Source organism: Rhodococcus oryzae (assembly GCF_005049235.1).
In the GTDB taxonomy this organism is placed as follows: Bacteria; Actinomycetota; Actinomycetes; order Mycobacteriales; family Mycobacteriaceae; genus Rhodococcus_G; species Rhodococcus_G oryzae.
On the sequence record NZ_SUMD01000001.1, the window covers coordinates 196,854 to 215,341 of the forward strand.

19 protein-coding genes are annotated in these 18,488 nt (G+C 69.4%); 3 read left to right on the top strand and 16 right to left on the bottom strand.

The features are described 5' to 3' along the window. Nucleotides 1–14 precede the first annotated feature (14 nt). The gene (locus FCG67_RS00860) at nucleotides 15–1,565 is read left to right on the top strand and encodes an APC family permease (RefSeq protein WP_136906329.1); all 1,551 of its coding nucleotides are present in this window, start codon (nucleotides 15–17) and stop codon (nucleotides 1,563–1,565) included. Nucleotides 1,566–1,568: 3 nt separating this feature from the next. Here the strand turns inward: FCG67_RS00860 and FCG67_RS00865 are convergent, their stop codons facing one another. From FCG67_RS00865 to FCG67_RS25285, 6 genes are all read right to left on the bottom strand, one after another. Beyond that, a complete protein-coding gene (locus tag FCG67_RS00865) occupies nucleotides 1,569–2,405 on the bottom strand; it encodes an SDR family NAD(P)-dependent oxidoreductase (protein ID WP_136906331.1) in 837 nt (278 codons plus the stop codon). A 37-nt stretch (nucleotides 2,406–2,442) separates the two neighbouring features. Beyond that, entirely contained in the window at nucleotides 2,443–2,898 is a 456-nt protein-coding gene (locus FCG67_RS00870) for a DUF350 domain-containing protein (protein ID WP_077041205.1), read from the bottom strand. A gap of 43 nt (nucleotides 2,899–2,941) precedes the next feature. Beyond that, complete coding sequence (locus tag FCG67_RS00875) at nucleotides 2,942–4,108, bottom strand: glutathionylspermidine synthase family protein (protein WP_077041204.1); 1,167 nt, start codon at nucleotides 4,106–4,108, stop codon at nucleotides 2,942–2,944. A gap of 1 nt (nucleotide 4,109) precedes the next feature. Further along, nucleotides 4,110–4,619, bottom strand: coding sequence for a hypothetical protein (locus FCG67_RS00880; RefSeq protein ID WP_136907103.1), 510 nt, complete (start codon nucleotides 4,617–4,619; stop codon nucleotides 4,110–4,112). Between the two features lie 148 nt (nucleotides 4,620–4,767). After that, complete coding sequence (locus FCG67_RS00885; RefSeq protein ID WP_136906333.1) at nucleotides 4,768–5,052, bottom strand: acylphosphatase; 285 nt, start codon at nucleotides 5,050–5,052, stop codon at nucleotides 4,768–4,770. Between the two features lie 10 nt (nucleotides 5,053–5,062). Then, nucleotides 5,063–5,875, bottom strand: a complete 813-nt coding sequence (locus FCG67_RS25285; protein ID WP_246044706.1) for an SMP-30/gluconolactonase/LRE family protein — start codon at nucleotides 5,873–5,875, stop codon at nucleotides 5,063–5,065. 49 nt (nucleotides 5,876–5,924) lie between these two features. On the opposite strand from FCG67_RS25285, the gene FCG67_RS25290 reads away from it, so the two are divergent. Beyond that, nucleotides 5,925–6,218 (top strand): hypothetical protein, encoded by a 294-nt coding sequence (locus FCG67_RS25290; RefSeq protein WP_246044708.1) that lies wholly within the window; start codon nucleotides 5,925–5,927, stop codon nucleotides 6,216–6,218. A gap of 105 nt (nucleotides 6,219–6,323) precedes the next feature. Here the strand turns inward: FCG67_RS25290 and FCG67_RS00895 are convergent, their stop codons facing one another. The 8 genes from FCG67_RS00895 to FCG67_RS00930 all read right to left on the bottom strand — a co-directional run bounded on the left by FCG67_RS00895 (nucleotide 6,324) and on the right by FCG67_RS00930 (nucleotide 15,537). Further along, a complete protein-coding gene (locus FCG67_RS00895; RefSeq protein WP_077041202.1) occupies nucleotides 6,324–6,779 on the bottom strand; it encodes an OsmC family protein in 456 nt (151 codons plus the stop codon). A 57-nt stretch (nucleotides 6,780–6,836) separates the two neighbouring features. Beyond that, a complete protein-coding gene (locus tag FCG67_RS00900; protein WP_027499265.1) occupies nucleotides 6,837–7,517 on the bottom strand; it encodes a response regulator in 681 nt (226 codons plus the stop codon). Further along, nucleotides 7,514–10,039 carry a sensor histidine kinase gene (locus FCG67_RS00905; protein WP_136906335.1) on the bottom strand — a complete coding sequence of 842 codons (2,526 nt, stop codon included), beginning with the start codon at nucleotides 10,037–10,039 and terminating at the stop codon, nucleotides 7,514–7,516. Before FCG67_RS00905 ends, FCG67_RS00900 begins: the two co-directional genes overlap by 4 nt. A gap of 26 nt (nucleotides 10,040–10,065) precedes the next feature. Beyond that, nucleotides 10,066–10,698: a potassium-transporting ATPase subunit C gene (locus FCG67_RS00910; RefSeq protein ID WP_136906337.1), complete on the bottom strand. Its 633-nt coding sequence runs from the start codon at nucleotides 10,696–10,698 to the stop codon at nucleotides 10,066–10,068. A 6-nt stretch (nucleotides 10,699–10,704) separates the two neighbouring features. After that, a complete protein-coding gene (gene kdpB / locus FCG67_RS00915; RefSeq protein WP_136906339.1) occupies nucleotides 10,705–12,846 on the bottom strand; it encodes a potassium-transporting ATPase subunit KdpB in 2,142 nt (713 codons plus the stop codon). Continuing rightward, on the bottom strand, nucleotides 12,843–14,543 hold the full coding sequence (kdpA, locus tag FCG67_RS00920) for a potassium-transporting ATPase subunit KdpA (RefSeq protein ID WP_136906341.1): 1,701 nt from the start codon (nucleotides 14,541–14,543) through the stop codon (nucleotides 12,843–12,845). The genes kdpB and kdpA overlap by 4 nt, the downstream gene beginning before the upstream one ends. Nucleotides 14,544–14,546: 3 nt before the next feature. Next, nucleotides 14,547–14,645, bottom strand: a complete 99-nt coding sequence (kdpF, locus tag FCG67_RS00925; protein ID WP_099459055.1) for a K(+)-transporting ATPase subunit F — start codon at nucleotides 14,643–14,645, stop codon at nucleotides 14,547–14,549. A gap of 259 nt (nucleotides 14,646–14,904) precedes the next feature. Continuing rightward, nucleotides 14,905–15,537, bottom strand: coding sequence for a pyridoxamine 5'-phosphate oxidase family protein (locus tag FCG67_RS00930; protein ID WP_136906343.1), 633 nt, complete (start codon nucleotides 15,535–15,537; stop codon nucleotides 14,905–14,907). 78 nt (nucleotides 15,538–15,615) lie between these two features. On the opposite strand from FCG67_RS00930, the gene pdxR reads away from it, so the two are divergent. Beyond that, nucleotides 15,616–17,064: a MocR-like pyridoxine biosynthesis transcription factor PdxR gene (gene pdxR, locus FCG67_RS00935; RefSeq protein WP_136906345.1), complete on the top strand. Its 1,449-nt coding sequence runs from the start codon at nucleotides 15,616–15,618 to the stop codon at nucleotides 17,062–17,064. Between the two features lies 1 nt (nucleotide 17,065). On the opposite strand, the gene FCG67_RS00940 is transcribed toward pdxR, so the two are convergent. Continuing rightward, nucleotides 17,066–17,572: a hypothetical protein gene (locus FCG67_RS00940; RefSeq protein WP_136906347.1), complete on the bottom strand. Its 507-nt coding sequence runs from the start codon at nucleotides 17,570–17,572 to the stop codon at nucleotides 17,066–17,068. A 52-nt stretch (nucleotides 17,573–17,624) separates the two neighbouring features. Next, a complete protein-coding gene (gene mutM, locus FCG67_RS00945; RefSeq protein ID WP_136906349.1) occupies nucleotides 17,625–18,485 on the bottom strand; it encodes a bifunctional DNA-formamidopyrimidine glycosylase/DNA-(apurinic or apyrimidinic site) lyase in 861 nt (286 codons plus the stop codon). Between the last annotated feature and the right edge of the window lie 3 nt (nucleotides 18,486–18,488).

The window sequence follows — 18,488 nt, forward strand, 5'->3', positions numbered from 1 at the left end:
CTACTCTCCCCCGAGTGATCGATGATGTGACCAGTTCCAAGGGGCTCCGGGCGGGGGCCCTGAGCCTGACCTCCAGCGTGGTGATCGGGGTGGCCTCCGCCGGCCCCGCCTACAGCATTGCCGCCACCCTCGGCCTCGTCGTCGCGGCGGTCGGGCTGCAGGCCCCTGTGGTCGCGTTGCTCGCGTTCGTCCCGATCCTGTTCGCCGCGTTCGGCTACAAGGAACTCAACCGCGCCGACCCTGACTGCGGCACCACCTTCGTCTGGGCCACGCGCGCGTTCGGCCCGTCCTGGGGGTGGATGGCCGGCTGGGCCATCGTGGTGGCGGACGTGCTGGTGATGGCGAGCATGGCCCAGGTCGCGGGCCAGTACACCTTCCTGCTGTTCGGTGCGGACGGGATCGGCCGCGACGCCACCAGCATCTGGGTGCTGCTGCTCGGGGTGGCGTTCATGGTCGCCATGACCTACCTGTGCTTCCGCGGCATCGACATCTCGGCGCGCTTCCAGTCGGTGCTGCTGACGATCGAGTTCGTCGCGCTGGTGCTGTTCGCGGTGGTCGCCCTGATCCGCGTGTGGCTGGGCAATGCGGGCGCCGCGGCCCTGACCCCGCAGTGGAGCTGGTTCAACCCGTTCGAGATCGGATCCTTCTCGACGTTCGTCAACGCGATCCTGCTGATGGTGTTCATCTACTGGGGCTGGGACTCGGTGGTCTCCGTCAACGAGGAGACCGTCGACAAGCGGCGCACCCCCGGCCGCTCGGCGGTGATCTCGACGATCGTGCTGGTCGCCCTGTACGTGCTCGTCACCGTCGCGGCGCAGTCGTTCGCCGGGATCGGCGAGGAGGGAACCGGGCTGGCCAACCCCGAACACGTGGACGACATCTTCGCCGCGCTCGGGACCGCGGTGTTCGGCGAGAGCATGCTCGGGCAGATCCTGGTGCACGTCCTGCTGCTGATGATCCTGACGTCGGCGATCGCCTCGACGCAGACCACCATCCTGCCGACGGCTCGCACCACCCTGTCGATGGGCGTCTTCAAGGCGCTGCCGGACAGCTTCGCGAAGGTGCACCCCCGTTTCCTGACACCGACGGTGTCCACCCTCGCGATGGGCGCGGTGTCCGCGGGGCTCTACATCGCGTTCAACTTCGTCTCCGCGGGCAACCTGATCTTCGACTCGGTCTCCGCGATCGGGATCGCCGTCGGCTTCTACTACGGCATCACCGGTGTGTCCTGTGCGTGGCTGTATCGGGACACCCTGCGCGACGGCCCGCGCGAGCTGTGGATGCGGGGCATCCTCCCGCTCCTCGGCGGCGCGATGCTGCTGTTCTCCGCCGGATGGACGGCGGTGACCTCGTTCGCCTCGGACTACGGCGAGACCAGTTGGACACTGCCCTTCGCCCCGCACTGGCAGATCGGCGGTGTGTTCATCCTCGGCGTGGGGTCGATGCTGCTCGGCCTGCCGCTGATGTGGTGGTGGCGCAGCCGCGATCGCCGGTTCTTCGACGGCGAGATCATCGATCGCCGACTCCCCGAACCCGAGGCCCGCGACCGCGCACCCGTCGTCTGAGCGTCAGGTGCGCTTCGTGGCCGGCATGACCCGCTTGAGCACCTCGAGCATGGGCCGCTGGTACCACGAACCGAGAACCCGCACCATGAGGTCCAGGCCGCGGGCATCGTTGCCGACCAGCACGCGCGCTCGGTTCTTCGCGACGCCGTCGAGGATGATCTCCGCCGCCTTCTCCGGGCTCATCCTCAGCAGCTTCTCGTTGTAGAGCGCGGTCTCGGCCGCGTCCTTTGTCGGGCCCGCATGCCCGGCGTTGTTGGCGACGTTGGTCTTGACGCCGCCCGGGTGCACGCACGTGACGCGCACGGGGTGTCCACCCGCGAGCATCTCCAGGCGCAACGACTCGGTGAACCCGCGGACCGCGAACTTCGCGGAGTTGTAGGCGCTCTGGCGGGGCAGTGCGAGGATGCCGTAGAGGCTGGACGTGTTGATCACGTGGCCGTCGCCCGACGCGATGAGGTGCGGCAGGAAGGCCTTGGTGCCGTTGACGACTCCCCAGTAGTCGACGTCGAGGACGCGCTCGATGTCCTTGAACTCGGACTCGAGGATGGAGCCGGAGAAGGCGATGCCCGCATTGTTGTAGACCTGGTTGACGACGCCGAAATGCTCGACGACGGCGTCGGCATAGTGCAGGACCGATTCGCGCTCGGACACGTCGAGCCGGTCCGACCTCACCTCGGCACCCAGTTCCTCGAGCAGCCCGACGGTCGCGGCGAGCCCCTCGGTGTCGACGTCGGACACCGCCAGTCGCGCCCCGCGGCGAGCCAGACCGAGTGCGAGGGTTCGCCCCATGCCGGAGCCTGCGCCGGTGACGACCGCGACACGTCCGAGGAATTCGCTCATGCCGCCAACCTACTCCCGGCCCGTGGGAGCGGGACGCCTACAGGATGGCGACCGCGACGATCAGGCCGAGCGCGACATGCGCGGCCGCGACGACGAGCACCTCGGGGGTGAAGCGTTCCTCGGCGAGCACCTCGCCGATGTCGATGCCGGTGACGAGCTCGATGAATCGCACCGAGAACACCTGCGCGACAATCCCCAACAGCCCGAAGACGAGCGTGTAGATCAGGCCCTCGACCAGTCGGCCGGAGGAGGCGTAGATCGCCAGCACGATGATCAGCGCCATGCTCACCATGCCCGCCGACGTCACGATCGCGGCGTTGGGCCTGCCCTCGCGCACCAGCGTTCGCAGGTGGCCGGGCGTGGTCCAGTCGATGGCGTAGAAGCCGAGGACCATCAGCAGCAGACCGACGATCGCGTACAGCGCGATCGCGGAGACGCCCCTGCCCAGATCGGACCAGTAATCGCTGCTCAGGGCGAGCACCTCAGTCGTCATCAATCGCTCCGTTTCGGTATGCATCGGGGTTCGAAGAGTGCGGTCACGGCTGCGGAATCCGGTGCGGCACGAAGGCCGCGCCGTCATCGGTGATCAGCCCGGAGGTCTCGCGGATGCCGAGACCGGCTGCCGTGTCGCCGACGATCCAGGCGCCGAGAGCCGGCCGCATGCCGTCGAATTCCGGTAGCGGATCGAGCAATTGGTAGACGAAGCCCTCGTCGCCGTAGATGCCGCCGGTGGTCGTCTCCATGCCGGCGCCCACCACCGAGATGTTCGCGCCCTCCCGGCCGAGCCTGGGCTTGCGCACGTACTCGGTGAGCTCGTGCGGGTCGTCGAGATAGGCGGGCAGCAGGTTCGGGTGCCCGGGATACATGCCCCAGAGCACCGCCAGGATCGCCTTGTTGCTCAGCAGCGTCTTCCAGAGCGGCTCGACCCACATCGTCTCCGGGAGCAGCGCGAGGGCCTTCTTCCCGAAGTCGTCGTCGAGCACCCACTCCCAGGGGTACAGCTTGAACAGGGTCGAGATCGGCGCCTCTTCGAGGTCGACGAATCGGTGCAGGTCCTCGTCGTAGCCGATCTCCTCGATCGCGAGCGCCACGGTGTTCAGTCCCGCTTCCGCCGCGGTCTCCTGCAGGTACGCGACGGTGATGTTGTCCTCGCCGCTGGCATCCGCTGACGACCAGGAGAAATGCGCCTCGTCGCCGGGCAGCCGGTCGCGGATGGCTCCCCATCGCTCGACCAGCGCCTCGTGCAGCGAGTTCCACTGGTCGTCGTCGGGGTGAGTGTCCTTGAGCCAATGCCATTGCAGGATGGACGCTTCGAGCAGGGTGGTCGGTGTGTCCGCGTTGTACTCGAGCAGCTTCGCGGGACGGCGACCGTCGTAGCGGAGGTCGAATCGACCGTAGACGTGCGGGTCGCCGCGACGCCAGGACTCGGCGATCGGGCCCCAGGTCCATTCCGGCAGACCGAAGTCCGCGAACCGTTCGGTGAGGATCACGTGCTCGACCGCGTTGAGGCACATCGAGTGCAGCAGTTCGACATCCGCCTCGATCGCCAGGATCTCGTCCATGTCGAACTCGTAGTGCACCGACTCGTCCCAGTAGGGGCGGGCGGTGCCGTCGCCGAGTCGGGCCGGGGTGCCGTACACCAGACCCTGGGATTCGACGATCTTCTGCCACCCCGGACGCGGGGTGGAACGAACTCTGCGCACGTCAGCTCCCGCCGCTGCCGGTCGACTTGCTGCCGAACCCGCCGCGTTGAATCGTGGTACCGGACTTGGTGGTGATGGTGGTTCCCTTGGGCGTCACGACGGTTCCGCCGGTCACCTTCGTGCCGACGCCGCCCGCGCTGCCGCCGTAGTAGTAGCGGTACGGCGAGCCGGCGTAGATGAACATGCCCGCCATGGCGCCGGTTCCTTGTGACCCGGTCGTGCAGTACTTCTCGTCGACCTCGACCTCGGTGTTCGGGTCGATGCAGGTGGCCTGGACCTCATCCGAGGACAGCGCGGTGTATCCGAGCGCGACCAGCCCGACCACGCCGACCACCGCGACGCCGCCGATCAGGCCCTTCTTCCGCTTGCGCCGGCGTTCCTCTGCCTTGGCCTCGGCCTCGGCAGCCAACCGCTCCTGTTCGGCGCGGTCCTTGCGGGCCTTGTCCCTGGCCCGCGCCTCGCCGACGGTCGGCGGACGGGGCACGGTGGCGCCGGGTTCCTGACGCCGTATCCGGCCGCCGCGGGGAGCCTGCGCGGCCTCGTCGCCGCCGCCGGACCCGTCGACGCCGCCGGTCTCGCCTGCCCCGTTCCGGTCGTCCGGTCCGCCCTGATCCGGTCCCACTCGTCCCTCCCCATCCTGTGACGTCATCGCACCGAGGTTATCGTTCGTCGAAACCGGTGAGGTTCCCCGCGGCGTCCGACCAGCTCTCCACCACGAGATCGACCCGACCGGGCGTCGAACCGGACCGGAGCAGCTCCAGCAGCAGCTCGCACCGCGGCCGGGGCCCCTCGGCGATCACCAGCACCCGCCCGTCCGGGCGATTGGTGGCATGTCCAACGAGGCCGAGTTCGAGCGCCCTCGACCGCGTCCACCACCGAAACCCCACGCCCTGAACCGACCCGTGTACCCAGGCGGTCAGGCGCACCGGTTCCGGTGGGCGCATCGGAGCTCGCTCAGCTGCTCTTCGGCGGCACGAGCTTGTGCACGCTGCCGTCAAAGCTGGTGGTGTACAACGCCGCCGGATCCCAGCCGGGGCCGGATCCGAACCGGACGGAACTCGTCAGCGGCAGATCAGAGCCGATCTCGCAGGTGGAGCCGGTGGTGGGGTCGACCCGAACCACCTTGCCCGCGCCGTTGAGCGCCATGTAGATGTTGCCGTCGGCCCCGACTGTGAGGTCGTCGCCCGCGTTCGACGAACCGGATCCCGCGACCTTGATGGTGTGGACCGCGCCCTTGAGATCGGTCGCGTCCAGCTCCCGGATCTCGGTGTTCGCGTCAAAGGTGTTGCCGACGTAGACAGTTGCGCCGTCCGCTGAAACTGCGAGGCCGTTGGCGGAGCCCAGGTCGGTGCGCACCGACGCCGGGGTGCCCGGCTGCGCGGCCGGAATTCGGGTCAGACCCTGGTCGGACCCGAGGTTCCTGGTGACCAGCAGGTCACCGTTCGCCAGCTTGGCGAGCCCGTTCGGCATGGTCAGCCCCTTGGCCACCGTGGTCTGCTCGCCGGTGTCCAGGTCGAGGGACTCGACGGTGCCGTTCTTGCTGTTCGACAGGCCGGCCATCGCGTTGTTCCCTGTGGTGAAAAGGATGGTGTCACCGTTCACGACGATGCCGCCCGGCCCGGTGAAGTCCGAGACCAGCGTGCCGGTCTTGCCCCCGGGTGACAGCGTGCGGATGGCTCCGTCGCCGAACAGGGTGCCCTCGGACAGCAGCATCTTTCCGCGGCCGTCGAACGCCAGGTTCTCCAGCATCCCGAATCCACTGGCCACCTCGCTCGCCGTCCACGGCGTACACGACTGCGCGGCAGCGGTGGTCGTGGTGGCGGACGGCGTCGTGGTCGCGGCAGCCGGCGCGGCAGCCGAGCTCGCGGGCGTCGACGTCACGGGCGCCGCGGTCGGCGCCGCGGTGGCGGCGGGCGTCGCGGCAGCAGGTGCGGCGGACGTGGTCGGCGCGACGGCAGGCGCGGCCGTCGTGGTCGGCGCGACGGGTGCGGCCGTCGTGGTCGGCGCGGCAACTCCGGGCAACGGCGAGGTCAGGCCGGGCAGCGAGAAGGGCGGCGCGACAGTGGGCGTCGTCGTAGCCGCGGGCTCCGCGGGAGTCGGAGCGGGCTGAACGGGAGCGGGCTGGGCGACGGCGATCGGGGCACCCACGATCGCGCCGGTTGCCACCAGGGCACCGACCATCGCAACACGAGAGAGCAACATGGCGCCTATTTGATCACGAATCAGTTTCAACCGTCAGGTTCACCACGGTGCCATTTTTCAGGGTACGTCCGACCGTGCACACCTTGTCCACGGATTTGAGCACAACGGTGAGCAAACGCTCCTGCGCCTCGGCGTCGAGTTCGCTGAGATCGACCTCGAGGACCTCGTCCAGCCGCGGGTACACCTCGTTCTCACGGTCCGCCGCGCCCGACACCCGGACGGTCGCGTCGTAGTTGTCCCCGAGCCTGCGCGAGAGCGGCAGATCCGAGCTCATGCCGGTGCAGGCGGCGAGCGCGATCTTGAGCAGCTCACCGGGGGTGAACACGCCGTCGACGCTCTCCGACCCGATCAGCACCTCCGCGCCGCGCGAGCTGCGGCCCGTGTAGCGGCGCGTCCCGGTGCGCTCGACCCACAACTCGGTGGACGCGGCCGGCTGGGCGGGGGTGCTAGCGGAAGTCTGATCAGCCATACCCCGAATCCTGCCATCCGCCGCGGTCGGGTCCGCAGGCGACATGGCGCCACTCGGCTACACCTGGAAGCGGTACCCCATCCCGGATTCGGTGATCAGATGCTTGGGCTGCGAGGGATCCCGTTCCAGCTTGCGGCGGAGCTGTGCGAGATACACACGCAGGTAGTGGGTTTCGGTGGCATAGGACGGACCCCACACCTCTCGCAGCAACTCCTTCTGCCCGACCAGCTTGCCCTTGTTGCGCACCAGCATCTCCAGCATCCCCCACTCGGTGGGAGTCAGATGTACCTCGCGCTCGTCCTTGATCACCCGCTTCGCGGCCAGGTCGACGGTGAACGACTCGGTCACCACCACCGGCTCGCCCACATCGGTTGCCGCGGAGTGCCGCCGTACCGCGGCCCGCAGGCGTGCCAGGAACTCGTCCATGCCGAAGGGCTTGGTGACGTAGTCGTCGGCGCCCGCGTCGAGGGCCTCCACCTTGTCGGCCGAGTCGGTGCGCGCCGAGAGCACGATCACGGGGGCGGTGGACCAGCCGCGGAGCCCGGCCAGCACCTCGATGCCGTCCATGTCCGGCAGGCCCAGATCGAGCACGATCACCTCGGGGTGCTTCTCAGCGGCGGCCCGCAGCGCCGCCGCCCCGGTCGCCGCCGTGGTCACCTCGTAGCCCCGCACGCTCAGATTGATCCGCAGCGCCCGCAGGATCTGCGGTTCGTCGTCGATCACCAACACCCGTGTCACGCAGTCACCTTCCCGATCCCGGCCAAGTCCACCACCATTGTCAGCCCACCGCCCGGTGTATCCGTGGCGCTGACGCTGCCCCCCATCGCCTCGACGAACCCCCGAACCACCGATAACCCCAGACCGACCCCGGTCGACATGTCGCGGTCGCCGAGGCGTTGGAACGAGTCGAAGATCTGGTCCTCCGCACCGCGGGCGATCCCGGGGCCGGTGTCCGCGACGGTGATCAGCACCCGATCCTTGACCGGCGCCGCCGCGATCCGCACCGCCCCGTCCGGGGCGTACCGAAGCGCGTTGTCCACCAGATTCGCCAGCACCCGCTCGAGCAGTCCGCTGTCCGCCATCACCGCGTTGCCCCCGACCTCGACCTTCACCCGGTCCGGTCCCGCCCGGCCGATTCCCGGCGCGCCGATCCCGACACCGACGAGCGCACGATGGACCACCTCTTCGAGGTAGACCGGACGCAGGGTCGGGCGCACCACCCCCGCCGCCAGCCGCGAGGAGTCGAGCAGATTGCCCACCAGATTGGTCAGCTGGTCGGCCGACTCTTCCACCGTGGCAAGCAGTTCCGCGGTGTCCTCCGGCGAGAACTCCACGTCGTCGCTGCGCAGGCTCGAGACCGCGGCCTTGACCGCGGCGAGGGGCGTCCGCAGGTCGTGGCTCACCGCGGACAGCAGCGAGCGCCGCAGCCGGTCCGCCTCCGCGAGGGCCTTCGCCTGACTGGCCTCCTCGGCGAGCTCGCTCTGCCGGATCAACCCCACCGCCTGATTCGCGACGGCCGACAGCACACGTCGGTCGCGCGCGTGCAGCTCGTCGCCCCGCAGCGCCAGCGCGTACTCGCCGTCGTTGACCTCGCACACGGTGTCGGCCCGGTCGACCTCCGTGAGCGGGTCCGGTCCCACCGAGCTCACCACCCCGTGCCCGCGACGGATCATGCTCACCGACTGTTGGGCGTAGGTCTCCCGCACCTTCTCCAGCAGCGCGGGGAGGTCGGCGCCGCGCAGCACCGACCCCGCGAACAGGGCAAGCAGTTCCGCCTCCTTCGACGCCCGGCGCGCCTCCCTGGCCCGCTTCGCGGCCGCGTCCACCAGCACGGCCACCGCGACGGCGATCACCAGCAGCACCACCGTGGTGATGAAGTTGTCCGGCTCGGCGATCGTGAAACTGCGCACGGGCGGGGTGAAGAAGTAGTTCAGCAGCAGGCCCGAGATCAGCGCGGACAGTGCTGCAGGCGCCACGCCGCCGAGCAGGGCGACGAGCAGCACCACGATGAAGAACAGCGCGCTCTCCCCACCCCACCCGAGGTGCCGGTCGACCGCTCCCATGACGAGCGCTGCCGCCGAGGGCACCAGGACCGCAGCGACCCAGGCCAGGATCTTGCGCGAACGCGTGCCCACCGGGGTCAGCCTGCGTGGCGTGCTCGACTCACCGTGGGTGACCATGTGCACGTCGATCGAGCCGGACTGCTGCACCACGGCGGCGCCGATGCCCTCGTCGAGGATGCGGGCCCAGCGCGACCGCCTCGAGGTCCCCAGCACCAGCTGGGTCGCATTGGCCGCGCGCGCGAACTCGAGCAGGGTCGACGGCACGTCGTCGCCGACCACGCTGTGCAGGCTCGCGCCGATGCTGGTCGCCAGCCTGCGCACCTTGCCCATCTCCGGTGCGGACACCCCGGCCAGCCCGTCGCCGCGCACCACGTGCACGACGATGAGCTCGGCACTGGACTTCGAGGCGATCCGGCCGGCCCGCCGCACCAGGGTCTCCGACTCGGGTCCCCCGGTGACGGCCACCACCACCCGCTCCCTGGCTTCCCAGGTGTCGGTGATCTCGTTCTCCGCACGGTACTTCGCGAGCGCCGCATCCACCTGGTCGGCGACCCACAGCAGCGCGAGTTCCCGCAACGCGGTGAGGTTTCCGCGACGGAAGTAGTTGCTCAGTGCGGCGTCCACCTTCTCCGCGGCGTAGACGTTTCCGTGGGAGAGTCTGCGGCGCAGCGCCTCCGGGGTGATGTCGACGAGCTCGACCTGGGTGGCCGCGCGCACCACCGCGTCGGGCACGGTCTCCCGCTGCGCCACCCCAGTGATCTGCTGGACGACGTCGTTGAGGCTCTCGAGGTGCTGGACGTTGAGGGTGGTGAGCACGTCGATGCCCGCGGCGAGCACCTCCTCGACGTCCTGCCACCGCTTCTCGTTGCGGCTGCCGGGGGTGTTGGTGTGGGCGAGTTCGTCGACCAGCACCAGCGCAGGTCTCCGCCGCAGCACCGCGTCGACGTCCAGTTCCCCCATCGTGGTGCCGCGGTAGTCGATCAGCTTCGGCGGCACCACCTCGAGGTCGCCGATCTGAGCGGCCGTGCGGGCGCGGCCGTGGGTCTCGACCACGGCCGCGACCACGTCGGTGCCCCGTTCGCGACGGCGATGGGCCTCGCCGAGCATCGCGAACGTCTTGCCCACCCCGGGGGCCGCGCCCAGATAGATGCGCAGCTCACCGCGCTTGCGCTCGCCCCCGGAACCCGTACCGCTCACTCCGTCATCATCCACCAGTGGGCACTTCAGCCGCAGGAAGGCGCGGTCAGGCCAAGCGCGAGGTTGAGCTCGAGCACGTTCACCCGTTCTGCGCCGAGCACGCCGAGCTGGCGTCCCTCGGTGTGTTCGTCGACGAGCTGGCGGACCCGCTCCTCGCCGAGCCCGTTCGCCGCGGCGACCCGCGGCACCTGGATCGCGGCGTAGGCGGGGCTGATGTGCGGGTCGATGCCGGACCCGGATCCGGTCACCGCGTCGACGGGAACCTGGTCCGGGCGCACGCCCTCCCGCTCCGCGATCGCAGTGCGGCGCTCGGTGATGAACGACGCCAGGATCTCGCTGCTGGGGCCCTGGTTGGTCGGCAGGGCGGCCGCGGGGTCGCCCGGCGCGAACGGATCCTCGTCGGCGACCGAACCGGTGACCCGATTGTGGAAGTACGGATCCGGCGCGCCTGCCTCCACCTGCGGGTCCACCCCGACCCAACGGCTGCCGACCACGCATCCGTTGCTGTCACGCACCGGTGAGCCCTCCGCGGACCCGGAGCTGATCCGGCCAACCCCCCACACCGCGGCGGGGTAGATCACCCCGAGAATCACGGTGAGCGCGAGCAGGACCAGCAGGCCTGCCCACACCTGCTTCACGAAACCGATAGTGAATCGCATTCAAGCTCACCCAATCCCAGGAATAAGTCGGACGACGAGGTCGATCAGCCAGATGCCGATGAACGGCGTGATCACACCACCGAGGCCATAGATCAAGAGGTTTCGGCCCAGCAACTGCGAGGCCGAGGACGGCCGGTAGCGCACGCCCCTGAGCGCCAACGGGATCAGCGCCACGATCACGAGCGCGTTGAAGATCACCGCCGACACGATCGCCGACTGCGGCGTCGCCAGGCGCATGATGTTCAGCGTGTCCAGCTGCGGGTAGATCCCGCTGAACAGCGCCGGCAGGATGGCGAAATACTTCGCCAGGTCGTTGGCGAGCGAGAACGTGGTCAGCGCCCCACGGGTGATGAGCAGCTGCTTGCCGATCTCCACCACCTCGATGAGCTTGGTGGGATCCGAGTCCAGATCCACCATGTTCCCGGCCTCCTTGGCCGCGGAGGTACCGGTGTTCATGGCCACGCCGACGTCGGCCTGCGCCAGTGCGGGCGCGTCGTTGGTGCCGTCACCTGTCATCGCGACCAGACGGCCACCCCGCTGCTCCTTGCGGATCAGCTCGAGCTTGTCCTCCGGGGTCGCCTCGGCCATGAAGTCGTCCACGCCTGCCTCGGCGGCTATCGCCTTGGCGGTCAACGGGTTGTCCCCGGTGATCATGACGGTTCGGATGCCCATCGCCCGCAGCTCGGCGAACCGCTCGGCCATTCCCGGCTTGACCACGTCGGACAGCTGGATCACGCCGAGAACTCGTGCGCGGCCTGCTTCCGCCACCGCGACGACCAGCGGGGTGCCGCCGCCCTGCGCGATCTCGTTGACCGTGTCGGTCACAGCCGGGGCCGCAATGCCTCCCAGAGTCCGCACCCAGGTGAGCACCGCGTCGCTCGCGCCCTTGCGAATCAGTTCGCCGCCTGTGCCCGATCCCCCGTCGCTTCGCTCGCCCGCTATGTCGAGGCCGCTCATCCGGGTCTGCGCCGTGAACGGCACGAACTCGGCCGCCTTCTCCGCCTCCGCGGGTTCCGCGGCGAGCCCGAAGTCCCTGGCGCACAACTCCACGATGCTGCGACCCTCGGGCGTGCCGTCCGCAAGACTGGACAGTCGTGCGGCCTCCGCGAGTTCCCCTGCGGTGACACCGGGGGCGGGATACAGGGCGGTGGCCCTGCGGTTGCCGTAGGTGATGGTGCCGGTCTTGTCCATCAGCAGCGTGTCGATGTCGCCCGCCGCCTCGACCGCGCGGCCGGACATGGCCAGCACGTTGCGTTGCACCAGTCGATCCATGCCCGCGATGCCGATGGCCGAGAGCAGCGCGCCGATGGTCGTCGGGATGAGACACACGAGTAGCGCGATCAGCTTGATCGGGTCCTGCTCCTGGCCCGCGTACATACCCATCGGCCCGATGGCGACCACGGCCAGCATGAAGATGATGGTCAGCGAGGCCAGCAGGATGTTCAGCGCGATCTCGTTGGGCGTCTTCTGCCGCGCGGCGCCCTCGACCAGGGCGATCATCCGGTCCACGAAGGAGTGTCCCGGTGCCGCGGTGATCTCGACGACGATCCGGTCGGACAGCACGATGGTGCCGCCGGTCACCGCACAGCGGTCGCCGCCGGACTCGCGGACCACGGGTGCGGATTCACCGGTGATGGCCGACTCGTCCACGGAGGCGATGCCCTCGACGACATCGCCGTCACCGGGGATCACCTCGCCCGCGACCACGACAACCCGATCTCCGACCACCAGGTCCGCGCCCGGGATCGACTCGATGGCACCGCCGGCGGTGATGCGGTGAGCGGTGGTGTCCTGCTTGACCTTCCGCAGGCTCGCCGCCTGGGCCTTACCGCGCCCCTCGGCGACGGACTCGGCCAGGTTCGCGAAGAGCACGGTGAACCAAAGCCAGGCCGCGACCACCCAGGAGAACACCGACGGATCGGCGATCGCCATCACCGTGGTGATGACGGAGCCGATGAGCACCACGAACATGACCGGGTTGCGCGCGAGGTGTCGCGGGTCGAGCTTGCGGACCGCGCCGGGCAGCGCCGTGAGCAGCTGCTTCGGGCTGAAGATCCCGCCCTGCACCCGATGCTGGTTGTGCTCGCCCCCCACGTCCTCCCCGGATCGCGGGGTGACGTCGGGTCGTTCGGTTGTTTTCACACTCATTGCAGAGCCTCCGCGATCGGGCCCAGAGCCAGGGCCGGGAAGAATGTCAGCGCCGCGACCAGGACGACGGTGCCGGTGAGGAGCCCGGCGAACATCGGGCCCGCGGTGGGCAGGGTGCCCGCGCCGGGCGCCGTCTTCTTCTGCGATGCAAGGGATCCGGCGAGCGCAAGCACGAAGATGATCGGCAGGAAACGTCCGAGCAACATGCAGACGCCGAGCGAGGACTGGAACCAGTCGCTCGTCACGGTCAGGCCGCCGAAGGCGCTGCCGTTGTTGTTCGAGGCCGAGGCGAACGCGTAGAGCACCTCGGAGAATCCGTGGATGGAACCGGGCGTGCCCGGATCTCCGCTGTTGCCCTGGTATCCGGTGGTGGACGCCAGGATCACGGTGATGCCGGTGCCGATGAGCACCAGTGCGGGCATCACGAGCACCGAGAGCGCCGCCAGGGTGATCTCGCGCTGCCCCAGCTTCTTGCCGAGGTACTCGGGGGTCCGGCCGACCAGCAATCCACCGACGAACACCGCGATCAGCGCCAACACGAGGATGCCGTACAGGCCGGTGCCGACACCGCCGGGCGCGATCTCGCCGAGGAGCATGTTCAGCATCACCGCGCCGCCCCCGAGCGGCGACATGCTGTCGTGCGCTGAATTGACGGCGCCGGTGGAGGTTCCGGTGGTGCTGACCGCGAACAACGCGGAGCCGGGGATCCCGAATCGAACCTCCTTGCCCTCCATCATGCCGCCTGCCGCGGTGGCCGCGACGCCACGCTGGCCGGATTCGGCGGCGAGGGTCACGGCGAGCAGTCCGGACCAGAGGATGCCCATGACGGCCAGCAGGGTCAGGCCCTGCTTGCGGTCGCCGACCATGGTTCCGAAGGTGCGGGTGAGCGACACCGGGATGAGCAGGATCGCGATGATCTCGACGATATTGCTCAGCGGGGTCGGATTCTCGAAGGGGTGCGCCGAGTTCGCCGCGAGGATGCCGCCACCGTTGGTGCCGAGCTCCTTGATGGCCTCCTGTGAGGCCACAGGCGCGAGCGCGTTGGTGACGGAGTTCCCGTCGAGACCGGTCGAGGTGAAGCCGGAGTCGAAAGACTGGATCACGCCCTGGCTCAACAGGATCAGCGCGATGACAAAGGAGATGGGCAGCAGGATCCGAATGCAGCCACGGGTCAGGTCCACCCAGAAGTTGCCGATCTCGCCGCCCCGGGAGACACGGACGAAGCCGCGGATCAGCGCCGCCGCGACCGCCATGCCGACGGCAGCGGACACAAAGTTCTGCACCGCAAGGCCGATCGGCTGGGTCAGGTTGGACATCGTGGTCTCGGGCGCGTACGACTGCCAGTTGGTGTTCGCCACGAACGAAGCGGCGGTGTTGAACGCCATCGCCGGGCTCACCCCGGACAGGTCACCGCTGAGCGGCAGCACGCCCTGGACGCGCTGCAGGAAGTAGAGGAACAGCACGCTCGCGGCCGAGAAGCCGAGCAGGCTCCCGGCGTAGCCGTACCAGGTCTGGTCGGTGCGGGCGTTGATGCGGCAGAGCCGGTACAGAACCGTCTCGATGCGCAGATCCCCTGAGCGGAGATCGGTGTCGGTGGTGTAGACCTTGGCCATGTAGTCACCGACGGGGACATACAGAATCGCTAGCACGGCGATCACCAGTGCTATCTGCAGTCCCGCAGCAAGCGCGGGATTCATGTGTCAGAACCTCTCGGGGTCAAGAAGCGCGATCAGCAGGTAGATCACGAGGGCCGCCGCGATGGCGATCAGGATGACGCTGAGCGTCCCGCCGGCGGTCACTGCGCACGCTTTGTCTGCAACCCGCGCAGCACCAGCGCGCAGAGGCCGAAGGTGCCGATGATGAGCGCCACGTAGGCCAGATCAGCCATGACAGTTCCTTTTCGAAAGTCTCACGCGCGCCGTCCATCGGCGTGCGCCGTCCCTGTTTTCGGGCACAGTGCAGCGTGCTCCCGGACGGGGACGAATAGGGACTTCCTTACGGCTCACTAACGCCGCTACCTGGGCTGTTGACGCCTTCTTTACGCGCGTGCGACGGCGATCACGGAGCACCATGCGCGAGCCGCCGAACCGAAGCGGGCACCGTGGTGTGTTGGTCCACCCAGGGCGCCGGGATCGGCTCGCCGGGCACGGTCCGGAGCGGCACCACGCCCGCCCAGGCACCACCGTCTCCGTCGGGTTCACTCGGCGGGGCGTCGCGCACCTTGACGGTCCACCCGCCCGCGCTGATCGGCAACGCGATGGTCAGCGTGGCCGCGAGCTCCTTCTTGGTGTGGCAGCGCACCTCGGCACTCCGGCCCGGGATCAGGGCGTCCGAGAGTGCGTTCAGCGCGTCGGCGGACTCCTCCCGCGTGAGCGCGGTCAGGTGCCCGCGCACCACCGCGGATCGGTAGTTGGCCGAGGAGTTGAAGAGGTTGTCCGCCACCACGATTCCGTCGAGCAGGGCAACGCAGAGCGCGGCGGGTGCGCCCGACGCGACCTGACGAAGCGCCCCGGCACCGGTTGACCCGTGCAGGATGATCCGGTCGCCGTCCCTGGCATAGAGCATCGGGACCGCCCACGGCATGCCGTCGACGACGGTGGCGAGTGTGCCCACCGCCGCGGCGTCGAGCACGGCGTCGAGCTTGGTGCGGTCGAGCATCGAGCGTTCGGGGTGCCTGGTGATTTTGTCCACGCCACCAGCCTCGCCGCATTCTGGCATAGTCAACAGGTCCAGAATTACCAAACTTGATGGTCCAGTATTCTCCTCCTCATGGCCCGCCATGCCCGTGACGTCCAACTGACGCTGACGCTGCCGCCCACCGGCGCCGCTCTCCGGCACCGCATCTCGGAGGCGATCATCGACGCGATCCGGCTCGGCCGGCTCCACCCTGGCGACGCACTGCCTCCGACCAGGGCGCTCGCCGCCGAGCTGGGCGTGTCCAGGGCAGGCGTGGTCGAGGCCTACGACGAACTCTGTGCGGCCGGATATGCCTGCGCGCGGCCGGGATCCGGGACCCTCATCGCGCCTGGGGCCGATGCCGCGGCCGCCGCGGGAGCCGAGTCCCACGTGTCGGACCGACCGACGCCGGTCCCTGACACCGAACCGACACCGACCGCCCCGACCTGGGACCTCACCCCGGGCTGCCCGGACACCGGCCTCATCTCCCCCGACGACTGGCGGCGAGCCTGGCGTGCCGCCGCTGCGGCACCGATCCGCCCGCGCTCCCCCGGCTCGACCGGCCATCCGGAGTTGCGCCACGCCCTGGCCCTGCACCTGCGCCGCACCCGCGGGATTATCGCGCACCCGGACGAACTGGTGCTCGTCCCCGGTGTCGATTCCGCGCTGCGCACTCTCGCCGCGGCCGCGGACCTGGCCGGACGGGATGTCGCCTTCGAGGAGCCGGGGTACCGCAACGCCCGCCGGACTCTCGAGCTGTCGGGGGCCCGGCCACGGCCGATCGCGGTCGATGCCGACGGTCTCGATCCGGCGGCGCTCCGCGAGACCGATGCTGCCGTGTATTGCACTCCGGCACACCAGTATCCGCTCGGCGCCCGGATGCCGGTCACCCGTCGCGCCGGGCTGGTGGCGCGGGCGGCCGCCTCCGGGACGCTGATCATCGAGGACGACTACGACGGCGAGTTCCGCTACGACGTCTCCGCATTGCCCGCCCTGCGCAGCATCGAGGGCGGACGCGAGCACGTCGCCTACCTCGGCACCGCGTCGAAGATCCTCTCGCCCTCGATCCGCATGGCCTGGCTGCTCCCCCCGCCCGCGCTGCTTGCGCGGGTGCACGAATCGTTGCGCCGCACCAGCGAGAACTGCTGCGGGGTCACCGGGCTCGCGCTCGCCCACTTCATCGAATCCGGCGCACTGACCCGGCACCTCGCCCGGGCGTCGCGCACCTATTCGGCGCGGCGGGCCGCCCTGGTCGGTGCGCTCCGGAGCCGCCCCACCCTGATGGGCCGGCCGGGGGTCGACCTGGTTGGCATCGAGGCCGGGCTGCACGTGGTGCTGCGCCTGCCGGACCACGCCGATGACGACGCCATCGCCACGGAACTCGGCGCGCGCGGCATCGCGGTGCCCGGCCTGGGTCCGTACCGCACCGACGCCGCGGGCCCGCGGGGCCTGATGTGCGGGTATGGGCAGTTACCCGAGACCCAGGCCGACGCCGTCGCCGGAGCGATCGCGGAGGTGGTCGGCAGGCATCTCGCACGCTGACTCACGGCTGCTCATCCGGCTCCTGCTCGAGGACCTTTTCCAGGAACTCCTTGAGCTCCTGGATCGCCGACGCGCCGGGGATGGCGCTGAGACTGGCGAGCGCCGCGTTCAGCGCGGCCAGGAGGGTTCGGAAGATCCGCCGCCCGATCGTCCCGCCGCCTCGGACTACCCCCATCACCTCGCTGCGGCCTGCCCGCTCGATCACCGCGAGCTTGAAATCACGCATGGCGCCGTCCCAGCCCGCCGACCCCAACGCGTCGATCACGGTGTCGGCGGGGAACTCCCGGCTCTCGCCGCTGAGTGTGCGGAGCGCCTCCGCCCCCTGATTCGCCACGAGTTGTTCCACGGCGGAGGCGAACTGGCGCCGGAGATCCTCGTCGGGCAGCACGGCGCGCTCCACACCGCTGTCGTCACCGAGGGTCGCGTCCGGTTGCGCCGACCACCGCAACACCAGGATCACATCGTCGACGAGCTGGCGCACGATGAGCATGTCGTCGTAGTCGGCCACGGGACCTCCTCGCCGAAGGACACTCGTCAGTGTGCGCGCCGCGGGTCGGGGTCTACAAGCCTCGCGGCCGTGGCTGACATTTCGGGCAGCTGTAGGAGGACCTGTTCATGAATTTCTCCCGCCGGATGGGCGCACCACAACGCGGGCACGGGCGGTCCTCGCGGCCGTAGGCGGACAGTGACCGGTCGAAGTACCCGGACTCACCGTTCACGTTCACGTACAGCGCGTCGAACGATGTACCACCCTGCGCCAGCGCCTCACTCATCACCTCGGTGACCGAGCCGAGCAGCAGGCGCAGCTGTGGGCGGGTCAGCCGGTCCGCAGGCCTGTTCCCGTGGATCCCGGTGCGCCACAACGCCTCGTCTGCGTAGATGTTGCCCACCCCGGACAGCACCGTCTGGTCCAGGATCACCCGCTTGATCTCGGACCCCTTCGTGCGGATCGCGGCGACGACCGAATCCGCGTCGAACAACGGGTCCAACGGGTCTCGCGCGATGTGGGCCACCGGTTCGGGCAGTGCCGTCCCGTCCACGTCGACGATCGGCGCCAACGCCCAGCCGCCGAAGGTGCGCTGGTCCACAAACCGCAACTGCGACCCACTGTCCAGGTCCGCAAGGATGCGCAGATGCTTCTCGCGCGGCGCGGCCGGCGGCTGCACCAGCATCTGCCCGCTCATCCCGAGGTGCACCACCACAGCGAGGTCGCCTGGCGCCAACTCGAGCCAGAGGTACTTGCCGCGACGGCTGGCGCCGGTGACCGAGAGACCGGCCAGCTGCGCCGCGAGATCGGCACCGCCGAGGACGTGCCTGCGGACGGCACGGGGATGCAGGACCTCGACGGCGTCGATCCGGGAACCGACGACGTGGGCCTCGAGCCCGCGCCGGACCACCTCGACCTCGGGCAGCTCCGGCACGGT

Bases quoted from the DNA above. Each gene is read 5' to 3' on its own strand.
- FCG67_RS00865 (WP_136906331.1), bottom strand. From the start codon at position 2,405: ATGAGCGAATTCCTCGGACGTGTCGCGGTCGTCACCGGCGCAGGCTCC.
- FCG67_RS00870 (WP_077041205.1), bottom strand. From the start codon at position 2,898: ATGACGACTGAGGTGCTCGCCCTGAGCAGCGATTACTGGTCCGATCTG.
- FCG67_RS00885 (WP_136906333.1), bottom strand. From the start codon at position 5,052: ATGCGCCCACCGGAACCGGTGCGCCTGACCGCCTGGGTACACGGGTCG.
- FCG67_RS00895 (WP_077041202.1), bottom strand. From the start codon at position 6,779: ATGGCTGATCAGACTTCCGCTAGCACCCCCGCCCAGCCGGCCGCGTCC.
- FCG67_RS00910 (WP_136906337.1), bottom strand. From the start codon at position 10,698: ATGCGATTCACTATCGGTTTCGTGAAGCAGGTGTGGGCAGGCCTGCTG.
- kdpB (WP_136906339.1), bottom strand. From the start codon at position 12,846: ATGAGTGTGAAAACAACCGAACGACCCGACGTCACCCCGCGATCCGGG.
- kdpA (WP_136906341.1), bottom strand. From the start codon at position 14,543: ATGAATCCCGCGCTTGCTGCGGGACTGCAGATAGCACTGGTGATCGCC.
- pdxR (WP_136906345.1), top strand. From the start codon at position 15,616: ATGGCCCGCCATGCCCGTGACGTCCAACTGACGCTGACGCTGCCGCCC.